The 2,340-nt window shown below is 70.0% G+C and carries 4 protein-coding genes; 3 read left to right on the forward strand and 1 reads right to left on the reverse strand.

Annotated elements, in window-relative coordinates; all coding sequences use genetic code 11:
* The 3 genes from V7Q31_RS18825 to V7Q31_RS18835 all read left to right on the forward strand — a co-directional run.
* Positions 1-527: GTP-binding protein (locus V7Q31_RS18825; RefSeq protein WP_333835367.1), on the forward strand; the 527-nt coding region annotated here is incomplete at its 5' end.
* Positions 528-538: 11 nt separating this feature from the next.
* Positions 539-1,618, forward strand: coding sequence for a CobW family GTP-binding protein (locus tag V7Q31_RS18830; protein WP_333835368.1), 1,080 nt, complete (start codon positions 539-541; stop codon positions 1,616-1,618).
* 11 nt (positions 1,619-1,629) lie between these two features.
* The gene (locus tag V7Q31_RS18835) at positions 1,630-1,953 is read left to right on the forward strand and encodes a DUF6525 family protein (protein ID WP_333835369.1); all 324 of its coding nucleotides are present in this window, start codon (positions 1,630-1,632) and stop codon (positions 1,951-1,953) included.
* Here V7Q31_RS18835 and V7Q31_RS18840 read toward each other — a convergent pair.
* Positions 1,902-2,255, reverse strand: coding sequence for a hypothetical protein (locus V7Q31_RS18840; RefSeq protein ID WP_333835370.1), 354 nt, complete (start codon positions 2,253-2,255; stop codon positions 1,902-1,904). The two genes, V7Q31_RS18835 and V7Q31_RS18840, sit on opposite strands and share 52 nt — an antisense overlap.
* Positions 2,256-2,340 lie beyond the last annotated feature (85 nt).

Genomic DNA, 2,340 nt, shown 5'->3' on the forward strand with positions numbered 1-2,340 from the left:
TCGACATCGGCCACGGCGAGGGCGGCGCGGCCGCAGCGGCGCGGTGGGGCGTGATGGCGCTCGACGCCAGCGCCGCGGGCGAGGCATCCTCCGCCGGGCGTGACGGCGCGGTCGATGCGCTGACCGCGATGCTGCAGCGACGCCGGCACGAGCCGCGCGTCATGAGCGCGACGGCGGTGATCGAGACGCCGATCGAGCCATTGGTCTTCGATCTCTGGCTCGAGACGATCCTGACGCTCTGCGGGCCGGAGCTTCTGCGGTTCAAGGCCATCATCCACATCGCAGGCGAAGAGGCGCCGCTGGCGCTGCACGCGGTCCAGCACGTCCTGCATCCGCCGGTGGCGCTGCCGCGTTGGCCCTCCGACGACCGCCGCAGCCGCTTCGTCCTGATCGGCAAGAACATTCCGCGCCGTCTTCTCGACGAAAGCATCGCCTTCCTGCGAAACCCGCCAGAGTTGGCAGCGTCCGATCCGTTTTCCGAACCCGAGGACGCGTCCCGAGGCGCGACGGCCCCTGCACCCGCCTAAAGGAGCGCCCGATGAGCGACCGCATCCCCGTCACCCTGCTCACCGGCTTTCTCGGCGCCGGCAAGTCCACGCTGCTGAGCGCCGTCCTGCGCGATCCGCGTTTCAGCGACACGGCCATCGTCGTGAACGAGTTCGGCGAGGTCGGGCTGGACGGGGCGCTGATCGCCCATGCGCCGGAACAGATCGTCGAGACCACGACGGGCTGCCTCTGCTGCACGATCCGCGGCGACATCCGCGAGGCGCTGGTGAGGCTGCATGCTCGGATGATGGCGGGCGAGGTCGCGGGCTTCTCACGACTCGTGATCGAGACCACCGGGCTCGCCGACCCGGCGCCGCCGATCCAGACTCTGATCGCGGATCCGCGCCTCGCTCGGCGCTTCGCGCTGGCCGGTGTCGTTACGGCGGTCGACGCGGTCAACGGCGATGCGACGCTCGATCGGCATGAAGAAGCCGTCCGGCAGGTCGCCGTCGCCGACCGGATTGTCCTGACCAAGACGGACCTCGCCCGCGACCCGGCCTCGCGGCGCGACCTCGACGCGCTCGCGGCGCGGCTGCAGGCGCTCGCGCCAGGGGCGGTGATCCTCGATCGGAACGCGCCAGAGTTCGACCTGCGCCGGCTGTTCGACATGACCGCCTTCGACCCGGGCGCGAAGTCGATGGACGTGCGCGGTTGGCTGAACGCGGAGTCGCTCGAGGCCGATGGGCATTCTCATCACGAGCATGGGCATGGTCATGATCACCACCACGACGTCTCGCGCCACGGCCCCGACATCCGTGCATTCTGCGTCACGCTCGACGAGCCTGTCCCGACCATGGGTTTCACCACGGCGCTTGAGATTCTGATCGCCAATCAGGGCCCAGCGCTGCTGCGCGTGAAGGGCGTCGTCTGTCTGGCGGAGAAACCGGAGCGGCCGATCGTCATCCACGGCGCCCAGCATGTGTTCCACGACCCCGTCATCCTCGACGCCTGGCCCGACGCCGACCGTCGCACCCGGCTCGTGTTCATCACCCAGGGCGTCGGTCAGGCGCCGGTGGACGCGTTCCTGCGGGCGTCGTGCGCGGCGGGGGTCGCACCTGCAGCGCCGACATGAGGCGCAACATCGTGACGACACTGCGCCGACGTCGCGCATGCAACCCGATGGGCGCGTTCGACAGCGCCCCGGAGCCGCTGCGTCGCTGGCTGGCGCGCGCGGCGCTTTCGTGGTCCGTCAAGTCGGCCGTGAAGGTCTACGACCGCGCTCTCAGACGCACCCACGGCGACGTGGCGGCGGCGCTCTGCCTGCTCGACGCGCGGGAGCAGGCGCTGCTCGCCCGAGACGCCGCACGGGTCTGGGGACCGACGCATCCCGCCGCGGCCCCGCAGATCAAGCGCGATCAGACCACCTGCAGCGGTCCGTGGTCGTCGCAGTGGCCGTCATGCGGGTGATGCAGTCGGCCGTTCACGAGGTAGCAGACATGATCGCCGTGCGGCACGGCCTCATGCCCGCAGCCCGGCCCGTGAACGTGATCCGCGTCATGACCAAGCGCAGTCCTGGACAGCGGCGCGCAGGCGTCGGGATTGGCGGTCGAGACCTCGATCACGTGCTCGTCGACGTGACCCTGGTGCGGATGATGCAGATGGCCGTCGTGCAGGTAGTCGACATGACCGCCATGCCGCACGGCGGTGTGGCCGCAGCCGGGGCCGTGGACATGAGGGTGGTTCGCATGCTGCGGATTCGAGCAGGTCATGGCCGGTCTCCTTCCCGGATTCTGGCCGAGGAGGCGCCCTCGGCGGCGTGATCGAGGATGTCCCGCACGAGACGGGCGACATGTC

Source organism: Rubrimonas sp., from assembly GCF_036788415.1.
Classification (GTDB): Bacteria; Pseudomonadota; Alphaproteobacteria; order Rhodobacterales; family Rhodobacteraceae; genus Rubrimonas.

What these genes read in the sequence shown, in the direction of transcription:
- V7Q31_RS18830 (WP_333835368.1), top strand. Translation starts at nt 539, where the DNA reads ATGAGCGACCGCATCCCCGTCACCCTGCTCACCGGCTTTCTCGGCGCC.
- V7Q31_RS18840 (WP_333835370.1), bottom strand. Translation starts at nt 2,255, where the DNA reads ATGACCTGCTCGAATCCGCAGCATGCGAACCACCCTCATGTCCACGGC.